The sequence below is a fragment of the Bacillus cereus group sp. BfR-BA-01309 genome (genome assembly GCF_022664315.1).
Classification (GTDB): Bacteria; Bacillota; Bacilli; order Bacillales; family Bacillaceae_G; genus Bacillus_A; species Bacillus_A mobilis.
Genome location: NZ_JAKUHE010000002.1, coordinates 193,423 through 211,049, shown reverse-complemented (window position 1 = coordinate 211,049; position 17,627 = coordinate 193,423). Strand labels below are relative to the sequence as shown.

The following is a 17,627-nucleotide window of genomic DNA, read 5'->3' as shown; positions in this document are numbered from 1 at the left end:
GAAATTCGTGCCTCTAATATGAGAGGCACGAATTCTCTCCCAGAAAAAAGGGGGAAGGAACATGCAAACATTGGAACCAGCAAACGGCTTAAACGGTTCAAAACATAGGAAAATGGCAACCATGTTATCAATCATTCCAGGCATGGGCCAAATGTATAATAAACAATTTGTAAAAGGTCTTATTTTTCTAGTATTAACAGGTTCATTTATTGTAGCATTTGCTGATTTATTAAATATGGGATTATGGGGAATTGTAACGCTTGGTACAGAAGTTCCACGTGACCATTCTGTCTTTCTATTAGTAGAAGGAATCTTGGCACTCATTGTCATCGTGTTTGGACTCGGAATATATGCATTTAATTTATATGATGCATACCAAAACGGGAAGAAACGTGATATAGGAACCCCATTAAACTCTGTAAAAGAGCAATACCGTAATTTACTAGATCAAGGTTTTCCATATTTAATGGTTTCACCAGGTTTTCTATTACTTATCTTTGTAGTTGTATTTCCAATCATCTTCGTAATTTTAATTGGATTTACGAATTATGATTTATACCACTCTCCTCCAGCTAAATTAGTAGATTGGGTGGGCTTCAAAAACTTTATTGATATCTTTACATTACCGATGTGGAGAGAGACATTTTTAAGCGTATTTTCTTGGACTGTCATTTGGACATTCGTTGCAACGACATTACAAGTTGCGCTTGGTATTTTCTTAGCGATTATCGTAAATCAGCCTGGTATTAAAGGGAAGGCAATTATTCGAACAATCTTCATTTTACCGTGGGCGGTCCCAGCATTCGTATCTATTCTTGTTTTCTCTGGTATGTTTAATGAAACATTTGGAGCAATTAACAATCAAGTATTGGCGTTATTTGGAATCGAAAAGATTGCTTGGATGACAGATCCGTTTTGGGCAAAAATCGCTTTAATTATGATTCAAACGTGGCTTGGATTCCCGTTCGTCTTTGCAATGACAACAGGTATACTGCAATCGATTCCAGGGGAGTTATATGAAGCTGCTACAGTAGATGGAGCTACAGCTTGGCAACAGTTTCGTAAAATTACATTGCCACTTGTTCTATATGCAACAGCACCAATATTAATTACGCAATATACGTTTAACTTTAATAACTTTAGTATCATCTATTTATTTAATGGTGGAGGTCCTGCTGTAGCTGGACAAGACGCAGGTGGAACGGATATTTTAATTTCATGGATTTATAAGTTAACGATGACTTCAGCGCAGTACGGGAAAGCGGCAGCTCTTACAATGATATTATCGTTAATCGTTATTACAGTTGCGTTATGGCAATTTAAGAGAACAAAATCATTCCAAGAAGAGGATATGATGTAAATGAATATTAAAAGACAAAAGATGTTACGTCTCTCATTAAGTTATTTCGTTATTTTCGTAATGTGTGCCATCATTTTCTATCCGTTATTATGGATTATTGGCTCATCGTTTAATCCGGGTGATAGTTTATCTGGATCAAGTATTATTCCGCAAAATGCAACGTTAGATCATTATCGTAAGTTATTAGATTTAGAGAATAGTAATTATTTACTATGGTATAAAAACACATTAAAAGTAAGTGTTATAACGATGATTTTCTCAGTGTTAGCAATTAGTTTTACAGCTTATGCATTTTCAAGATACCGTTTTGTTGGGAGAAAAAATGGTTTATTAACATTTTTAATTCTACAAATGATTCCGAACTTTGCGGCGCTAATCGCTCTATACGTATTAGCACAGTTAACAGGGTTAATCGATACGCACCTTGCATTAATTTTAATTTATGTAGGCGGGGCAATTCCAATGAATACATGGCTTATGAAAGGATATTTTGATACGATTCCGAAAGAATTGGATGAGTCAGCTCGTATGGATGGGGCAGGACATTTCCGTATTTTTTGGCAAATCATTATGCCACTTGCAAAGCCAATCGTAGCGGTTGTGGCGTTATTTACTTTCATCGGTCCATTTACAGATTTCATTTTAGCGAGTGTTATTTTGCGCACACCAGAAAATTATACATTAGCAGTTGGCTTATATGAAATGGTAGCGAAGAAATTTGGTAATGAATTTACAACGTTCGCAGCGGGTTCAGTATTGATTGCAATCCCAATTTCAATTTTATTCCTATCACTACAAAAATACTTTATCTCTGGTTTAACTGCTGGAGGTACGAAAGGATGAAAAATGGGACGTTACGTCCCATTTTTCTTTTCATCGCCCTATAAAAAATTTTATAGGGCGATGAAAAGAGATTTGACATCACATATGAAAAGAAGTGAAATAAATAGTATATTATAGTATAGGAAAAAAGAGCTATATCCCTTACAATACATGGAGAGGGAGAATATGATAGGTTTTACAAGATAGACTCAATAAAAGTTAATGACTTCTCCTATTACTTGCAACGGGTGCAAGATTAAAATATAAAAAATGACAGAGAAGTGAGAGGAGGGGGATTTTTATGACAGTTACAATTAAAGATGTGGCGAAGAAGGCGAATGTAGCACCATCTACCGTTTCTCGTGTAATTGCTGATAATCCAAGTATAAGTGAAAAAACAAAGCGCCGTGTTCGGAAAGTAATGAGTGAACTAGGGTATCATCCCAATTTAAACGCAAGAAATCTAGCTAACCAAACAACGAAAACACTTGGACTTGTTATGCCAAGTTCTGCAAGTAAAGCTTTTCAAAATCCGTTTTTCCCAGAAGTTATAAGAGGGATTAGTTCATTTGCACATGTGGAAGGATATGCGCTTTATATGTCGACAGGTGAAACGGAAGATGAAATTTTTAATGGTGTTGTAAAGATGGTACAGGGACGTCAAATTGGTGGCATTATTCTTTTATATTCAAGAGAGAATGATCGGATTATTCAATATTTGCATGAACAAAATTTCCCGTTTGTTTTAATTGGGAAACCGTATGATCGAAAAGATGAAATTACATATGTAGATAATGACAATTATACAGCTGCAAGAGAAGTGGCAGAATATTTGATTTCATTAGGTCATAAACAAATCGCGTTTATCGGCGGTGGATCAGATTTACTTGTAACGAGAGATCGTTTGGCTGGTATGAGTGATGCTTTAAAATTAGCAGACATTGTATTACCAAAAGAGTATATTTTACATTTTGATTTTTCAAGGGAGAGTGGTCAACAAGCCGTTGAGGAGTTAATGGGGCTGAAGCAACCACCGACAGCAATTGTGGCAACGGATGATTTAATTGGACTTGGTGTGTTAAGTGCACTTTCTAAAAAAGGATTTGTTGTACCGAAGGATGTTTCTATTGTAAGCTTTAATAATGCTTTATTATCAGAAATTGCGAGTCCGCCACTTTCGACAGTTGATGTGAATATATATCAACTAGGGTATGAGGCAGCAAAAGCTTTAGTGGATAAAGTAGAGAATGCGGAGTCTACTGCAAAGTGTATTATTATTCCTCATAAATTACTGAAGCGCCAAACTTGCGATCATTATGCATAAAAAAAGCTAAGAGTTTAACTCTTAGCTTTTTGTTGTAGAAAGGCCTCTAATCGATCACAGCCTTCTTTTAAAGTTTCAATACTATACGCATAGGACAAGCGAAGATAGCCTTCACCATATTCAGAAAATGCTGTCCCAGGAACGACAGCTAATCCAGCTTCTTTTACAAGATCAAGTGCAAAATCAAATGATGAAGATGTTAAATGTCCAACATATGGGAATAAGTAAAATGCACCTGTTGGCTTTTCAACTGTTAAGCCCATTTGAATGAGTCTATTATATACGTAATCACGGCGCTTTTTGTATTGATGACGCATCATTTTTGGTGCATCTTTAGCAGCTGTTAACGCTTCAATTGCAGCATATTGAGCGATTGAAGTAGCACACGTTACGTTGTACTGATGAACTTTTAGTATATGTCCTGCTAAATAGCTTGGTGCGAATAATAGACCGATACGCCAGCCAGTCATAGAATGAGATTTTGATAAACCGTTAATGACGATAGTTTTTTCACGCATTTCTGGGAAATGGGCAATAGACATATGCTTTTGCTCATATACAAGTTCGCTATAAATTTCATCAGAAAGGACGAAAATATTTTTATCTTTTAAAACATCTACAATATCTTGTAGTTCTTCTTTTGATAAAGTTACACCAGTTGGATTAGAAGGATACGGCAAAACGACGCATCTTGTTTTTTCTGTAATAGCATTTTTTAGTGCTTCGGCTGTTAAACGGAAGCCAGTTTCACGAACATCGATAAAAATAGGTGTTGCGCCGCATAATCGAATAATTGGTTCGTATCCTGGATAAATAGGGGCAGGTAAAATAACTTCTGTTCCTGGCTCTAAAATTGTTCGGAATGCTACATCAATTGCTTCACTAGCACCAATTGTAACGATGGTTTCGTTTTCAGGTGAATACTGTAAATCGTAGTTATCTTTTACAAAGTTACAAGCTGCCTTGCGTAATTCTAATAAACCGGCGTTATGTGTATAGCTTGTGTAATTTTCTGTAATAGCCCGTTTTGCCGCTTCTTTTACGAGAGAAGGTGTAGGGAAATCGGGTTGTCCAATTGTTAAAGAGATAAGATTATCATAGTTTTGAATCATGTTAGAGAATTGACGGATCCCAGAAATTTGGATGTCCTTCACTCTAGGATTAATGAATTGTTCCATTGTATCTCCCTTTCTTCCGTTTGAAAATTAAGTTCATTTTAACATATTTTCTATGATTTCGCTTGCGTATATGTTATGTAGAAAGAGGGGGAGAATAGAAAAAAAGCCGCTGTAAGCGACTTTTTAATATCCGTACTCCCAATCTATTTCATCTTCATTCCAAAGTACAGAGGATACTTTGCCAAGGTGAACAACTGATTCATTCACAGCACATGTGCAATTTTCTTCTCCGGTTTTATGCTGTAACTCTTCATATACTGATTTTTCAACATTTTCTAGAACGACCAAATTTTCTTCTTTTAAAACAAGCGTAGTACCCGCCATATTTATCTTCCTCCTACTAAAATAATGATCACTTATTTGTAAACATAGATAGTATGGATTATATGCTGTATTTTGCTATAGTTGTCCGTCTCATGAAGTATTTTTTATTTTCTTTGTAATCCGTATTCATTGTATACTGCCCGGCAGAAATTTGGTACAGGGTTTACATTCATTTCGAAAATCTGTAACAATTATTATGTGTTGTTAACAAAGAATTAACAAAAATGTTAAGAAAAATCAAAATTTTAAAACAAATAAACCCGTAAAATGATATAATCATATCAAAATACATATAGGGGATGAGAGGCTATGGAGCTTATCCGTGATTTAATGATCCAAATTGCCATCATTATTTTGCCACTATTTTTATATGAAGCGATTCGCCTAAATCGTTATCAAGAAATGCCTCCGAAGCCGAACCGCTACTTTATTATGTTTCTATCTAGCATTACACTCGTTCTCTCCATGACATACTCTATTTGTTTTGGTGACATTTGTGGGTATAACTTTCACCCAATCCCGATCGTTAGTGGTTTTCTATATGGTGGGATTGTTGGTTTAATCCCGGCCGTTATTTTTGTTGCATATGAATGGGCGCTAAAAGGAATGAATCTTCTTCCAGTGATAGAAGTAATATTTCTATTAATAGTTCCATTATTTTTATCAAAGAAATGGTCGCTATTTTCTAGGGATAAGAAGCTAATTTTAGCATTTATGATTTCATCATTGTACGTACTTGTTTCTTTAGTGATTGGCATGATTAACGTTCTGTTAGAATCGGGGTTTACACCGCATATTTCGCACCTATATAGCGGATATATATTTGCTTCGCTTATTATGGTTATGACAATGGTATTTCAGGTGTACTTAACAGAATACTTAAATGAAAATGCAATACTACGTACAGAGATGCAAAAGTCAGAAAAGCTTAATATTGTAAGTGAGCTGGCAGCAAGTGTTGCACATGAGGTTCGAAATCCGCTCACTGTTGTTCGTGGTTTTATTCAATTGCTAGAAAGTACGGAAGATGTGAAGAATAAGGATTATATGCGTCTCGTATTAGCTGAATTGGACCGGGCAGAACAAATTATTTCAGATTATTTAAATTTAGCAAGGCCACAAATTGAGAAAAAAGAACACATTTGCTTATCCGCTCAATTGATAGAAATGACAACTCTGATGTCATCATTTGCAGCGATGCAAGGTGTATATTTGCAAGTTGAGATTTCTGAAAGTCTTTATACGATTGGTGATAAGACGAAATTGAAGCAAGCTATTATGAATGTTGTTAAAAATGGTATTGAAGCAATTCAAGGAAATAAAGGATATTTAAAAGTAACGGCTATGCAAAAAGACGAAACGATTGTAATAAGAGTTAAAGATAGTGGTGTTGGAATGACGAAAGAACAGTTAGCAAGGCTAGGACAACCATATTATTCTTTAAAAGAAAAAGGGACAGGATTAGGGCTTATGGTAACATTTAGTATTTTACAAGCGCATAATGGTACGCTGGAATATAAAAGCGAAAGTGGGAAAGGGACTGAAGCGATTATTATATTGCCAGCTGTACGAAATAAGGAATAAAAGTTACCGTTGGAAGGTAACTTTTTATTTTATATAGGAAAAAATATATTATTTTATTCAGTTGTTTTTTCTTGTTTTGTTCTGCTAAATAAACTTCTAAATGATTGGAAAAAGCTTTGTTCTTTTGAAGCTGCGACTAATCGTTTTGTTTCTTGAATTTCACGAATCACTTGCATAAGTTGTGCATCGCGGTTGCTGTCTTTATTATAAATTTGATTTACGAGTTTATTCATTTTTTCTTCTTGCTTAGATTCTCGTTTATACATATGATTCATTAATAAGTCCATCTTTTCTTTTTGCAGAGCATCTGTTTGAGCGGCATGATCTACTAACTCTTGTAGCATTTTTTCTTGAGAGCCTTCTTTTACATAGACTTGTTGCATCAATTCATCTAGCTTTTCGTCTTTTAAACGATTTTGAGTAATAAGGGTAGAATTTTGATGAATAATTGCTTCATTTAATTGAGCGAGCATTTCAAGTTTTAACATGAATTCCTCAAAGTTACGCCCATCTTCTTTTTCTTTCGGTTGTATTTCTTGCGTATCTTGTATAACTGGCACAGGTGGGGACTCTTTTTCTTTTAAAATAAGGGGTATCGTTTCTGAAATATCTTCTTGCAATGTAGCAGCTCTTTCATGTATGGATTTTAATAGTTTTAAATCATCCAATTTATAAATACGAGCATCAGCTGTTTTGGAAATCATATAACCATGTTCCTCTAACAGTTGACTATATTTGCGAACTATATGTTTTGGGATGCCTGTTTTATTCGTGACATCTTTCGTTTTATAGGTAGCTTCCATAATATTTCCTCCCCAAAAAGTATCGTATATATCATTTCAATCTTTTACGAGGACTTCCTTTGAAAAAGAATGTCGTAAGGTTATTAGTTTTCTACAGCATTAGTGAAAAGATGAAGAAAAAATGAGAGTTTTTGGCGGAATGACGAAGAAGAGCTAAAATAATGTCTGAAAACATATACAGGAGAAGTTTGTTATAATAACTGAGGAAAAGAAACTGGTAGAGAATCATGGAGGTATACATGAAGCAATTAAAAGGTATTATCATTTCAATTATTGCAATTCTTTCTATTGTAGTAGCGGTTTATGAAGTACTTGTTCCAGAGGAAACAAGTATCAAAAAAACAAATGCGTATGATCAAGTTCTAGAATTTCCGAAAGAGCGATATCCAGAGACAGGGAAACATATTACGGATGCTATAAAAGAAGGACATTCAGAAGTTTGTACAATCGACCGTGGCGGTGCTGCGGATAGAAGAAAATTATCGTTAGCTCCATACCCATCAAAAAAAGGGTATGATCGTGATGAATGGCCAATGGCGATGTGTAAAGAAGGCGGAAAAGGAGCACATATTGAATATATAAGTCCGGCAGATAACCGCGGGGCAGGGTCTTGGGTAGGAAATAAGTTAGATAAATACCCAGATGGTACGCGTGTGAAATTTGACGTAAAGTAGTAGTTACATATTTCATAATGAAGGAGAAGGGGAACGATGGAGTTAACAATTTCGTATTCGCAATTAATGTTGATGAACTATGACGGTGAGCAGCCTTACGTTGACTGGACAGATGAAGATTTTGAAAGAGGTTATGCGAAGGCGGATGGAACTGTTATTTTTGAAGCACTCTCTGATTATACTTGTGAAGTAAAAGTGACCCCAGGGAAACATATTGAAAAAGAAGAAGCGATTAGAACAGTTACAGTTCCTTTTATAGTTGAAAATGAATGTATCATTGTAACAAGTATTCTTTCAAATAAATTTCAAATCCCTATTCCAAATGGTGAGTATACAGTTGTATTACAGGCAACTCCTCTTGAAGAACCAACGGATGATGAATTATATAAAATACAATACGAATTCTTTTTTGAAAGTAAAGAATAAAAAATGGGTTATCCTCAAAAAGGATAACCCATTTTTGTTATGCGTTTGTTTTTAGTAGGGAACGAGCATCTTTTGCTGCTTGCACCATGTGTTCTAAAGCGGGGATAACTTCTTCCGTTCTTCTCGTTTTTAAACCACAATCAGGATTAATCCAGAAATATTTAGGATCGCATACTTCTAAAGATTGTTCTACGATTTTATACATTTCCTCTTTACTCGGTACACGTGGGCTATGAATATCATATACACCTAGACCGATGCCTTTTTCATATGTTGTATGTTTTAATGTATCAATAAATTCACCGTGACTTCTTGAAGTTTCGATAGAAATCACATCTGCATCTAATGCGCGAATCGCGTCAACAATATCTTCGAAGTTACTGTAACACATATGAGTATGAATTTGTGTTTCATTTGCTACAGAAGAAGTTGCTAAAAGGAAGGATTGTACTGCCCATGTAATATAAGCGTCCCAATCTTTTTCTTTTAGTGGCATTCCTTCACGAAGTGCTGGCTCATCGACTTGGATTACTCGAATTCCGGAAGATTCAAGTAATTCAATTTCGTGACGAAGAGCTAATGCAATTTGATACGAAACTTCTTTTCTTGGAATATCATTTCGAACGAAGGACCAATTTAAAATTGTAACAGGTCCAGTTAACATTCCTTTTACAACTTTCTCTGTTAAGCTTTGTGCATAAACAGTTTCCTTAATAGTCATTCCGTTAATAAAGGCTACATCACCATAAATAACAGGTGGTTTTACGCAGCGGGAACCGTATGATTGCACCCAACCGTTTTTAGTGAATGAGAAACCAGCAAGACGCTCACCGAAATATTCGACCATGTCAGTTCTTTCGAATTCACCATGTACAAGGACATCAAGACCAATTTCTTCTTGGTAACGAATCCATTTTTCTGTCTCTTTTTCAATGAATTGTTCATATTGTTCATTTGAAATAACACCGTTACGCCATTCTTTTCGCGTTTGACGAACTTCAGTTGTTTGCGGGAAGCTACCGATAGTCGTTGTTGGTAACAATGGTAACTCTAGGGCAACTTGTTGTAATTCGTATCGCTTTTCAAATGGAAGAGGACGTGAAAAATCTTCTTCTTTTAGTGCTGTACGTGCTACTTTAACATCTTCTCGGTTACGTGCAGCAGACGAACGAATTGTATGATGTACATTTCGGTATGTTTCCAGCTCATTACTAATGCTTTCTGTACCTTGAGTCAGAGCGGAATGAATAAGAACTAACTCTTCTAATTTTTGATTTGCAAATGCTAACGCATCAAATAGCTCAGTCGATAAGTGAGTTTCTTCTGTTTTATCGATTGGTGTATGCAATAAGCTACAAGAAGGCTGAACGATGAAATCTTTCGTTTGGACTTGTTTTTGTAACGTTGTAAATAACGTAAGAACTTCATCAAGGTCAGCTCTCCAAATGTTACGGCCATCTATACAACCGACAGCTAAAGTTTTATCAGCTGGGAATCCGTATTTTGAAATAGCATTTAGATTACCTTCTTTACCATGAACGAAATCTAATCCAATACCGGATACAGGGAATGTAATAATTTCTTCATAGTTTTCTTCTACACTATCAAAATATGTTTGTAAAAGAAGAGTCGCATTTGGAACATCTTTACGAATAGCTTCATAAATTTCTTTTGCTTGTTGCACTTCTTCTTTCGTTAAAGAAGCGAAAATCGGTTCATCAATTTGAATGACTTGTGCACCAGCTGCATGTAGTTCTGAAAGCAGTTGTACGTATGGTGCAACTAATTGTTTTAAAATAGTAGCGAATTGTTCTTGTGTATAACCTTTAGCTAATTTCAAGAAAGTATATGGTCCTAAAATAACAGGCTTTCCATCTACTCCTAATTCTTGTTTTGCCTCTTCGTATAAGCGAAGTGGACGATTATCTTTTAAAGAGATTTGTAATCCCTCTTCATATTCAGGAACGATATAATGATAGTTTGTGTTAAACCATTTTGTCATTTCGGAAGCTACGTGATCTTTAGAGCCACGCGCCATTGCGAAATATACATCAAGGTAAGATGTAAACTCAGAAAAACGTGATGGGATAAATCCTAGCATATAAGCAGTATCCAAAACGTGATCATAATATGTAAAGTCGCCAACTGGAATGAGTTCAATCCCTTTTTCTTGCTGTACTTTAACGTGTTGAAGGCGAATTTCTTTCATCGTTGTTAAAAATTGTTCTTCATCGATTTTATTGGACCAAAAAGCTTCCAATGTTTTTTTCCACTCTCGTTGTAGTCCGATACGTGGATAACCTAAATTACTTGTTTGAATTGCCATTTCAAATTCCTCCCTAATTGAAAGTAAGCATTTCCGTTTACTAGGAAATACCTATAACAAAAAGTATAAAGGCATAGAAAATAAGCCTTCCTTTTTGTTTTAACACCTCATCATCATCCGTGAATCTATCAGTGTTGTTAAAACAGGCAGGTCTCCTGACTTATGCTTCATATAATTTCTTTCACCTTCCCGTTTTCACAGTGGCACTAAAAAGAAATCTCAGCATTTACAGTGGCGGGACCGTGTTGGATTTTCACCAATCTTCCCTTTTAAACACGAAACGAAATTTTCGTGTACCTATTTTCCTTTTGAAAGGAATTTAACAAGCGATATGATATTGAAACAAATTCTAACACAATTTTTGGAATTTTGTCTACTGTTTTAAAATAAGAAAATTCTAAAGTTTTTTATTTTAATTATTAGGATTTTTCTGACTTTTAAAACGGAGAAAATTGAGCAGAATTGAAATGAAGTACGAGTAAACTTATAAAGAAGAGAGTACCTGAACAGAGATAAGATGTCAGTTATGTTATGTAGGAATTTGTCAGTATTCTGGAATAAGGAAGGGAATTGGATGGCTCATTTTGAAATAGTAAGTTATCACAAGACAGAACAAGGTTCCTGTATAAAGATAAATATACTAAGTTTATAGAAATGGGGGAATTTCATTTGGAACAAAGTAAACAAAATATTTATTCACCGCCAAAACATATAGTTTCAGCAGCGACAATTGTAATGAATGAACAAAAAGAAATCCTATTAATTAAGGGACCTAGAAGAGGGTGGGAAATGCCACGTGGACAAGTTGAAGAAGGAGAGTCTTTGAAAGATGCTGCAATAAGGGAAACTAAAGAGGAATCGGGTATTGATATTGAAGTTTTAAAATTTTGTGGAGTATTTCAAAATGTGAACCATTCAATATGTAACACATTGTTTTTAGCTAGAGCAGTTGGAGGTAAATTAACGACTACACCAGAAAGTTTGGAAGTAGGGTTTTATCCTATTGAGCAGGCGTTAGAGATGGTGAATTTTATGAATTTCAGACAAAGAATTGAATATAGCTTGGATGAAAATCGACAACCTTTTTATATAGAGTTTTAAGAAATAATCTTCCATTATGGGACTATGGTGATGAAGAAATCCTTGTTATATTTTTGAGCGCAGTGAAGTATCTTATAACCAAAATTAAACAAGCATAACCCGTCCTAAATTAGAACGGGGTTATGCTTGTTTAAGATTTTAAAATGAAATAACTTTATTGTTTTTTTACAGTTGCTTCTTTATAACCTCAACCTTCATTTTTATCAATTTCTGAAAGGCGTCCTGCAACTGCATCTGTAAGGAGGGTATTTAACCATTGCAATTCAACTGTAATATGTTCAATAACACTTTGTAAAATATATAGTTGTGCACGTGGGATTTGTCCTTTGCTACAATCATAAATAGTTTGCATTTTATGTAAATATTGAACGGTATCATTTTTCTTTTTTTCTAAAATCGGAACTAACTCTTGGTCATCACCAAAATGAGCGAAAGAGAGTGCCGAATAAATTGGTTTATATATTTGATTTTTTGCTTCGAATTGTTTTAATAGTAACTTGTGAAATAATTGTTTACCTTCTTCTGTTATATGAAAGATTGTTTTATCTGGTCTATTCGTATCTCGAACAATAGTTGTAATACTAATTGCACCTTGCTTTTCTAATTGCTCGAAGGCGTAATAAAGTGATCCTTTTGCATATTTAATATAACAATCCATTTGTCTTTCTTTCATGATGTGTTGCACTTCATATGGATGTTTATCCCCTTCGAGTAGCAAGCCGAGAATGACTAATTTCATGCTCATGCTATCTCAACTCCTATAAATAAAAACTTTATACATATTATAAACGGCATACCCTTTTTCATAAAGGGTATGCCGTTTCTTTTTTCTATACTAACTTACTTGCTTTTGTTTTTGTTTCGTTTTTGGACCCGTAAAGAGGCGTTCATTTCCCATAAGTAAAATACAAATAATACTTAGTACAGCGGGGATAAGTGCCCAGAAGAATGTGCTGGCAATAGATGTTGCTAGAGCCTCTTTAATACCAGTTAATATTTCAGCTGGAATTTTCTCGGTAGCACCTTGTGATAATAAGAAACTTGTGTCTCCACCTTTTGGAGCTAATTTTGCTAGCTCAGGAGGGAATACAGTGTTTAGTTTATCCGTAAAAGTATGATTTTGAATGGTACCAAAAATCGTTACACCAAGAGTCATACCGAGTGAACGGAAGAATGAGTTTGTTGATGTAGCAGAACCACGGTCTCGCATTTCTAACTTGTGGATAGAAGACATACTTAAAACTGAGAACGAGAAACCAACTCCAAGTCCAGTGAGAACCATAAATAGCGTTACAAGTAGACGAGGTGTATCCATTGTTAACGTGCTTAGTAAATAAATACCAATTACGAAGAAAATACCAGATACCATCATGATGTTACGATAACTTGTTCGAGAAGCTAACTGTCCACCTGTTTGACTTCCAATTACAGAGCCAACCATCATAGGTGTTAAAATTAATCCAGCATTTGAGGCTGAACCGCCGAGAACACCTTGAACGAAGATTGGGATATAGACTGTACAGATAATAAAAGCGGCACCATAGAAAAAGGCAACGCCTTGGCTAGCTGCGAATAAAGGCTTTTTAAATAGGTGGAAAGAAATGATAGGTTCAGTTGCTTTTCGTTCTACGAAGAAGAAAACAATAAGCATAATAACAACTGTTGTAAATAAACCGATAATTACAGTGGAATTCCATGCATATTCTTTACCGCCAAGTTCTAAGGCAAACATTAAGCACACGATACTAATAACAAGTGTAATAGCGCCAGCCCAATCGATTTTTTGTTTTCTAAATTCTAGAGATTCACTGTAGTATTTAGTAATGAAGAAGAAGGAGATAAGTCCTAATGGAATATTAATATAGAAGACCCAATGCCAACTTATATAGTCTGTAATATATGCACCTAATAAAGGACCGAATACACTAGATGTCCCGAAAACCGCACCGAATAGCCCTGTCATTTTTCCGCGCTTTTCTGGTGGGAATATATCGTACATAATTGTGAAGGCGATAGGCATAAGAGCACCGCCACCGATTCCTTGAATTGCTCTATAAATACTTAGTTGCTCAATACTAGATGCTGTTCCGCAAAGTGCAGAACCGAATAAGAAAAGAATAAGACCACCAATATAAAAGCGTTTCCGTCCGTACATATCAGAAAGTTTTCCGAAGATAGGCATCCCTGCCATTGTTGCTACCATATATGCAGACGTGACCCAAACGAACTTGTCAAATCCTCCTAGGTCTCCAACAATCGTTGCCATTGCTGTTGCAACGATTGTATTATCCATTGCAGCCATTAAAATACCAAGTAATAAACCTGCAACAACAAATTTTGTATTGTTGGAGTCTTTTTTTGATAATTGAGATTCCAAATATAACCCTCCTTTAATAATAAGTAAACTATATGAAGTTTTGAGTGCAGCGCATAAAAATGTAAAGTATAGTTCTTTCAAATCAATTTACACAAGTGCACAAGCCATAAAGAATATTATAGTCAAATTTGACTAAAAGGCAAACTTTTTCTTCCGTCAAAATATTCTGTTGTATGGACTGTGAAAGAGTGAGTAATACTTAATATTGGTATAAAGTCAATGAAGGAAATTGTAAAAAAATATTTCAGTAAGAATACCGTCTGTGAACAGAGGAAAAATGGTTTTTTCTTTACATTGTCGAATAGGATAAAAGGAAGAATAATAACTATATATCGTTTGTAACAAGCTTTATTAATATGGTGTAGAGAGGCAGAATAAGGTCGTATGGATATGATGCATCTGAAATGGGGTGAATATTATTATGAAAATATGGAAACGAATTTCGGATCAAGGAAGGCGTTCAATACCGCTACAACCAGTGTTATGGATTGATGGCTCAAAAAAGGAAAACGAATGTCCTAATGTAGCAGTTACATTGCAAATCCGTAGTATGTATAAAGAAAAATTTTCATATGAACTGACCTATGATGTAAATGACATACTTATTATTCGAATGGAAGTTGAAAATAAAGGAATGGAAATGATTTCACGAGTTGTAGTAAGTCATATGATTCGAGATTATTTTGCCTATATTCCAAACTCATTAAAGGCTGATAAGGGGATGAGTGAGTTCCTGTTCCAGCTTGTAAGATGGCGGATTGATAATTTGTTACCAAATGAGAAGGTAGAACTAATTTGTAAAATAAAAGCAAATAAAGATAAAGCACTTAAAAACGCATTATTTCAGGCTACATATACATTTCAATATAAAGGAGTATCATATGGTCCACTGCAAACAAATGAAGTTGTAGTGCGGCAATGATAAAAAGGAACCTGTACGAAAGGTTCCTTTTTTTAATGGAGGTTGTGTTTTTTGAGTACTTTTTTTTGCTCGATTCCTTTTTTTCCTACATAATTATTTGTATAACCAAAATATAGGATGAAAAGAAAGGAAGCAACATTTACAATAGCGTCTATTTGATCGTTGGTAATAAAGCTCACTCCGAAAGAATTAAACAGTAATTTTAATGATAATAGAAAGCCTGCTAGTAAACGTATAATATCTGATAGATTTTCTTTTTGTAGCATACAGATCACCTCTTCCTAAAAACGATATATGGTATATATATGAAATGGAATAGAAATGGTAGACAAGCTTAAGCGGAAATGTACACTCAATATGTACATTTTTTATTTTGTAGAAAAACATAATTGTTATAGAAACATATATTGGTATAGAAGGGAGGAAAAGTATGAAACATAAAGGGAAAATTAGTGGATTATTACTTGGGAATACAGTGGCAGTTACAGAATGGATTGCGCTTCAGGATGTAATTACAAAACTGGATTCGCGATCATTTTATACCGTCTTTATTATTTATATATTGCAAATGATACTCAGCTATTATTTTGGACATTGGTATGATAAAAGAGCGAGTGGGCGTCTGGATACGGAAGTAGGAGGAATGGCAAGTAATAATTTTGTAGATGATTTCTTTGAGAAAGTAGCTGCTTTATCAGAGCGGGATTCTCATAATATTACAGTGTACATTCTTTCTGTGAAAGAATGGAAAGGACTAAAAGAAACAGTGCAAGAAAAAAAATTGGAGGTGTTAGTACAAAAATTGGAGAGTACGATTGTAAAGACAATTCGTAAAGGAGATGTCGTTACTAAGTGGGATGAAAATAAGTATGTTATTGTGGCGATTGATAACGGACATGAAAAGTCGACAATAACAAACCGATTAATGAAAAGTATTGAAAGCGAAATAGAAAATGGTTTGTTAAGTATAACCCTATTATTTGGAGCTGCTAGTTATCCAATAGAAGGAAAAACTTTTGAAGAATTGTTAAGAAAGGCACAAAATCAATTGTACCAACATAGGGATTTGTAAGGAAATGAGTGAAACTTTGATTTAAAGAAATATGAAATGAAGAAGTTTTAAATGTAACATTTTTTTGACTTTTATTACAAAAAGAACTTTTATTGTAATAAAAGTCTTTAAAAATATATAGAATAAGCATATAATTATGATGGATGTGTCAATGCATTTTGCACAATGTGTTTCATTTTAAAAGTGTAGAGGAAAGCATGCTCTACACTTTTCCTTTTTAGGGAATAATAAGAATAATTGTAAGTTGTTGCAAGGTTGCGTTTAAACTGTGTAAAATGAACAAAGAAATTATTTGATAGAAAGCGGAAAGGGAATGATAGAATGATAGACGTGAGAGAACAACGAACATCTTTTATCAGGTGAATTATTACTGTTGTTCTTCAAATTATTATGGCTGTGATGAATTCCGTTGTACTTTTATGTAATACATAGTATGAACAAGTTTTAAAAAGTGCCAAGTAAAAGTATATGTAAAGATGGATACGAAATTGCTATTAAGTTCAAAGACGTAAAATGTAATTTCAAGCAATACAATTTGATAAGTATTAATAAATAATATCAATGATTTTCGTAAAAAAGGTGCGAGTGTGGAGTTTATAGAAGGGTATATAATTTTCATAGCTTTTTACACGATGATCGTATATAAGTAGGAGGAAAAGATGTTGAAGTATAGTAAATTAGCAATTGTAACTGCATTATCAATGACTTTATTAGCCGGTTGTTTCGGGCCGAAACCAGAAGAGGAATTATATGTTTCGTTTGAAAATGCTGCAAAGCAAGAAAAAACAATGTTTGAAGATGCAAAAAAACTTGAAACTTTAGAGAAAGAGGGACAAGAATTATATAACCAGATTGTTCAAGAGGGAAAAGATAATAATCAAACTGTTAAGGAAAAACTGAATCAAGCAGTGAAAAATACAGATAAACGAGAAAAAGTGCTAACAAAAGAAAAAGAATCTTTAAATAAGGCACAAGAAGAAGTGAAATCAGCAGATAAGTATGTGAAGAAAATTGAAGATAAGAAATTGAAAGATCAAGCGGATAAAGTGAAAAGCACGTATGAGAAACGACATGACTCATTTAACAAAATGTATGATAGCTATAGTAAATCGTTAAAACAAGAAAAAGAATTATATACAATGCTACAAGATAAAGGTACAAAATTAAAAGATATTAGTGAAAAAGTAAAAGTAGTAAATCAATCTTATAAAGATATTGAATCAGAAAAGGACAAGTTTAATGAATTTACGAAATCTTATAATGCAGAAAAAATAGCTTTTTATAAACAAGCAAATATTAAAATTAAAGAAGAGAAAAAATAAAACAGTTTGGCC

The 17,627-nt window shown here is 34.3% G+C and carries 17 protein-coding genes and 1 riboswitch; of the genes, 10 read left to right on the top strand and 7 right to left on the bottom strand.

Features of this window, described 5'->3' with window-relative positions; translation table 11 throughout:
* Positions 1–61 precede the first annotated feature (61 nt).
* The 3 genes from malC to malR all read left to right on the top strand — a co-directional run bounded on the left by malC (position 62) and on the right by malR (position 3,506).
* The gene (gene malC, locus MR115_RS04595; protein ID WP_071721312.1) at positions 62–1,360 is read left to right on the top strand and encodes a maltosaccharide ABC transporter permease MalC; all 1,299 of its coding nucleotides are present in this window, start codon (positions 62–64) and stop codon (positions 1,358–1,360) included.
* Positions 1,361–2,203 carry a maltosaccharide ABC transporter permease MalD gene (gene malD, locus MR115_RS04590; RefSeq protein WP_001022594.1) on the top strand — a complete coding sequence of 281 codons (843 nt, stop codon included), beginning with the start codon at positions 1,361–1,363 and terminating at the stop codon, positions 2,201–2,203.
* Between the two features lie 280 nt (positions 2,204–2,483).
* Positions 2,484–3,506: a maltose operon transcriptional repressor MalR gene (malR, locus tag MR115_RS04585; RefSeq protein ID WP_061678306.1), complete on the top strand. Its 1,023-nt coding sequence runs from the start codon at positions 2,484–2,486 to the stop codon at positions 3,504–3,506.
* A 14-nt stretch (positions 3,507–3,520) separates the two neighbouring features.
* Here malR and MR115_RS04580 read toward each other — a convergent pair whose 3' ends face one another.
* A complete protein-coding gene (locus MR115_RS04580; protein ID WP_098585726.1) occupies positions 3,521–4,684 on the bottom strand; it encodes an aminotransferase A in 1,164 nt (387 codons plus the stop codon).
* 123 nt (positions 4,685–4,807) lie between these two features.
* Positions 4,808–5,008: a hypothetical protein gene (locus MR115_RS04575; RefSeq protein WP_000929285.1), complete on the bottom strand. Its 201-nt coding sequence runs from the start codon at positions 5,006–5,008 to the stop codon at positions 4,808–4,810.
* Between the two features lie 309 nt (positions 5,009–5,317).
* On the opposite strand from MR115_RS04575, the gene kinB reads away from it, so the two are divergent.
* On the top strand, positions 5,318–6,592 hold the full coding sequence (gene kinB / locus MR115_RS04570) for a sporulation sensor histidine kinase KinB (protein WP_097816923.1): 1,275 nt from the start codon (positions 5,318–5,320) through the stop codon (positions 6,590–6,592).
* Positions 6,593–6,645: 53 nt separating this feature from the next.
* On the opposite strand, the gene MR115_RS04565 is transcribed toward kinB, so the two are convergent.
* Entirely contained in the window at positions 6,646–7,395 is a 750-nt protein-coding gene (locus tag MR115_RS04565) for a DUF3967 domain-containing protein (RefSeq protein WP_242240158.1), read from the bottom strand.
* Between the two features lie 239 nt (positions 7,396–7,634).
* Between MR115_RS04565 and nucA the strand changes: the two genes are divergently transcribed.
* The gene (nucA, locus tag MR115_RS04560) at positions 7,635–8,069 is read left to right on the top strand and encodes a DNA-entry nuclease (RefSeq protein ID WP_000811502.1); all 435 of its coding nucleotides are present in this window, start codon (positions 7,635–7,637) and stop codon (positions 8,067–8,069) included.
* A 36-nt stretch (positions 8,070–8,105) separates the two neighbouring features.
* Positions 8,106–8,495 (top strand): competence protein ComJ, encoded by a 390-nt coding sequence (gene comJ / locus MR115_RS04555; protein ID WP_242240156.1) that lies wholly within the window; start codon positions 8,106–8,108, stop codon positions 8,493–8,495.
* A 37-nt stretch (positions 8,496–8,532) separates the two neighbouring features.
* Here the strand turns inward: comJ and metE are convergent, their stop codons facing one another.
* Entirely contained in the window at positions 8,533–10,821 is a 2,289-nt protein-coding gene (gene metE, locus MR115_RS04550) for a 5-methyltetrahydropteroyltriglutamate--homocysteine S-methyltransferase (protein WP_242240154.1), read from the bottom strand.
* 128 nt (positions 10,822–10,949) lie between these two features.
* Positions 10,950–11,137: riboswitch (cobalamin riboswitch) on the bottom strand.
* Positions 11,138–11,490: 353 nt separating this feature from the next.
* On the opposite strand from metE, the gene MR115_RS04545 reads away from it, so the two are divergent.
* Positions 11,491–11,922 carry an NUDIX hydrolase gene (locus tag MR115_RS04545; protein ID WP_242240153.1) on the top strand — a complete coding sequence of 144 codons (432 nt, stop codon included), beginning with the start codon at positions 11,491–11,493 and terminating at the stop codon, positions 11,920–11,922.
* 187 nt (positions 11,923–12,109) lie between these two features.
* Here the strand turns inward: MR115_RS04545 and MR115_RS04540 are convergent, their stop codons facing one another.
* Positions 12,110–12,667, bottom strand: a complete 558-nt coding sequence (locus MR115_RS04540) for a PadR family transcriptional regulator (protein WP_061678299.1) — start codon at positions 12,665–12,667, stop codon at positions 12,110–12,112.
* 90 nt (positions 12,668–12,757) lie between these two features.
* On the bottom strand, positions 12,758–14,299 hold the full coding sequence (locus MR115_RS04535) for an MDR family MFS transporter (protein WP_242240151.1): 1,542 nt from the start codon (positions 14,297–14,299) through the stop codon (positions 12,758–12,760).
* A 421-nt stretch (positions 14,300–14,720) separates the two neighbouring features.
* On the opposite strand from MR115_RS04535, the gene MR115_RS04530 reads away from it, so the two are divergent.
* Positions 14,721–15,221, top strand: a complete 501-nt coding sequence (locus tag MR115_RS04530) for a hypothetical protein (RefSeq protein ID WP_063260475.1) — start codon at positions 14,721–14,723, stop codon at positions 15,219–15,221.
* 32 nt (positions 15,222–15,253) lie between these two features.
* On the opposite strand, the gene MR115_RS04525 is transcribed toward MR115_RS04530, so the two are convergent.
* Complete coding sequence (locus MR115_RS04525; protein WP_097816916.1) at positions 15,254–15,487, bottom strand: phage holin; 234 nt, start codon at positions 15,485–15,487, stop codon at positions 15,254–15,256.
* 164 nt (positions 15,488–15,651) lie between these two features.
* Here MR115_RS04525 and MR115_RS04520 point away from each other — a divergent pair, with 164 nt between their 5' ends.
* Complete coding sequence (locus MR115_RS04520) at positions 15,652–16,293, top strand: diguanylate cyclase domain-containing protein (RefSeq protein WP_242240149.1); 642 nt, start codon at positions 15,652–15,654, stop codon at positions 16,291–16,293.
* A 659-nt stretch (positions 16,294–16,952) separates the two neighbouring features.
* Complete coding sequence (locus tag MR115_RS04515) at positions 16,953–17,615, top strand: YkyA family protein (protein ID WP_242240148.1); 663 nt, start codon at positions 16,953–16,955, stop codon at positions 17,613–17,615.
* Positions 17,616–17,627: the final 12 nt, after the last annotated feature.